The sequence below is a fragment of the Methanosarcina spelaei genome, assembly GCF_002287235.1.
Taxonomy (GTDB): Archaea; Halobacteriota; Methanosarcinia; order Methanosarcinales; family Methanosarcinaceae; genus Methanosarcina; species Methanosarcina spelaei.
In genome coordinates this window covers 1-2,424 of record NZ_LMVP01000216.1, presented here as the reverse complement: position 1 = coordinate 2,424, position 2,424 = coordinate 1, and the positions used below count along the sequence as shown (strand labels likewise).

3 protein-coding genes are annotated in these 2,424 nt (G+C 33.2%); all 3 read right to left on the bottom strand.

Annotation, left to right across the window (positions count from 1 at the left end; all coding sequences use genetic code 11):
- Window positions 1-367: 367 nt before the first annotated feature.
- The gene (locus ASJ81_RS11210) at window positions 368-691 is read right to left on the bottom strand and encodes a hypothetical protein (RefSeq protein WP_048109474.1); all 324 of its coding nucleotides are present in this window, start codon (window positions 689-691) and stop codon (window positions 368-370) included.
- Window positions 692-1,289: 598 nt separating this feature from the next.
- Window positions 1,290-1,790 carry a pentapeptide repeat-containing protein gene (locus ASJ81_RS11200; protein WP_245860076.1) on the bottom strand — a complete coding sequence of 167 codons (501 nt, stop codon included), beginning with the start codon at window positions 1,788-1,790 and terminating at the stop codon, window positions 1,290-1,292.
- Window positions 1,791-2,226: 436 nt separating this feature from the next.
- The coding region (locus ASJ81_RS11195; RefSeq protein ID WP_141241680.1) for an IS66 family transposase at window positions 2,227-2,424 on the bottom strand (198 nt) is incomplete at its 5' end.

Sequence of the window (2,424 nt, the reverse complement as noted above, 5' to 3'; positions counted from 1 at the left end):
CAAAATATGATAAGGGAAAATGGAAAAACTATTATATTTTTTATGCGGTTGAAAATCCCTTAAATTTGAAGAGGATACAAAAATTAGCATATTTTAGTATCAAAATTAAGATAAATGTCAATAAATTAAATTCAAAATTGAATGAAGCTTGAGAGTCCATTCAAAAAGTGTTTGAGTTATTTTTCTTTTAATTAACGCCGCACATATAGAGGATTACGGCCTATAAAGGGCATATTTATAATAAAATACTAAATATATCTGAATAAAAAAATTAGATTTGATTGTTATCAAACCCTGGGGATTCAAAATATGCTTCTTTAATATAGGAAATTAAAGGTTTTGCCCTAAAATAAAATTATATATGAGATTAGTGATATTTTCTACGGTTGAATTCGTAAACTGCATTGTCAATTTTGCTTGATAGCTCATTCATCCTTTCTTCAATCTTTGTTTCTGTATTTTCCATATTGACCTTGAGGGTACGGTCCTTCGCTTCCATCTTGTTTTCGAGTTCCTGAAGCCTATTGTTAACAGAGATAAGCATGACAGCTAATGTTCCGACAAGAATCATGACCGAAAGAATAATCAGGGGATTTGTGGGTTTATATGTAAACCTTCTAAGCCACTCAAAGGATAGAAGAAAGGATGACAGAACCATCACAACAAGAAATACTGTATCTCTAGTCTCCATCGTATACCTCTAATATACCTGTAAAAATTGTTCCGCGTACACAATTCTGTAATATAGCCTGTTTGAAAATTACCAAGCGGAATACTCCTGTTAAAGTGTCGGTCCTAAGTTAATAGATTATAACGAAGTTAATAGATTATAAGCCTGAGTATTTTTCTCATAGACTTTAACGACTTGCGTAATGATCCGGTAATTTGGGAGTGTTCTGACACTCAAAACCCGCGATCGAACACGGAAAAGAATTACTGGTTAGCTATTAAATACCTTACCGAATTGACCGCAGAAACACCGGAAGAACTATTAACTGAGGCCGAACAGGAAGTTAAATCTGGTAAACTGATGAGACAATGCAGTATAAAAAAGTATCTAATTGCATTTATAAAGTATTCTGATAAGATGATTCAATATAAAAATGTCTCTAATTGGATTTATAAAGTATTTACAAGATATAAGGGATAATACCGTCATGACCGTTTAGATGCACTTAACAGGAACAGAATTTAAGTAGTTTAACTGAAAAACCAATATACTAAACCTTCAACTGTCTTGCTGTTGAGTTTTGAAGAAAAAAGAATAAAATCAATGAAAATAGCATTTTTTATAGTAAAAGGTTGTTCTGATGTTCTAGAAACTGTTGCTCCAGTGATCTAAATAGGCAAGGGTATTTTCCTTTTAATAGTGTGAGGAATTCTTCGTCTAATTTTGCATCATAAAGCGTTTTTACTTTTGAAAATTGGTTAAATGATAAAAAATGAGTCTCTTTAAGATTAGCACCCTCAAGATTAGCCATAAAAAGGTCAGCCTTTTTAAGGTTAGCTTTTTTAAGATTAGCCTTTATAAGGTTAGTCGCCTCAAGATTAGCTCCTCTAAGTATAGCCCAACTTAGGTCAGCTCTTTCAAGGTTAGCTCCCTCAAGGTTAGCTCCTTTAAGATTAGCTCCTTTAAGGTTAGCCCCTTTAAGATTAGTTCCCTCAAGGTTTACCTCCATAAGCTCAGCACCTGGAAGGTTAAGTCCTTTAAGGTTAGTCCCTTCAAAGTAACCTTCGTTAAGGTTTGATTCTTTGATAGTAAACATTCCACAACCCTTTTCCTTATCCACAAAGTTTTATCCTGTATCATTTATTAATTAAAAGAAAAATTATTCTCATGTATTTATCATAGTCAAGAATATTGACATTTCCTTTTGACATTTCCCTTTGACATTTCCCTTTGACATTGCCCTACCTGAATCTCGAATATTTTCTAAGTTTCCTTCAGCTATTACCTTGTAAAACCCTTTAAATCTTGTAGTTACCAACATTAGTAGAGATCTGATCTTATGAGCCACAGATGAGAACTGTCTATACGGCTCATAAGATCTATTTGCGAGTACTAGAAAGCCTTCACGAGATAATTAGATACACGATATTATATAGTTTTTGAATATATTCTATATATTAGTAGGTTAATCAGTATAATCTAAAATGTATATAATCCTCATCTAGCTAAGATGTTTAATTCTGTTGATTTTTCAATTAAATCTCTAAGGTAACTATTCAGGGTATAGTTAGCGGCGCTCCTTTGAGCGCCGCGAGAATACCCTCTAAAACAGGTAAACCATTCTTTCTTATTGTGGAAATATATGCTCTAATTCTGCAGAAAGCTTCCGCTCCCCGTGTAGTTCTGAAAGTTCCTGATGTTTTCTGTTGTAGCTTCATCATCCTGACATCTCTTTCTGCTTGATTATTCTCAAA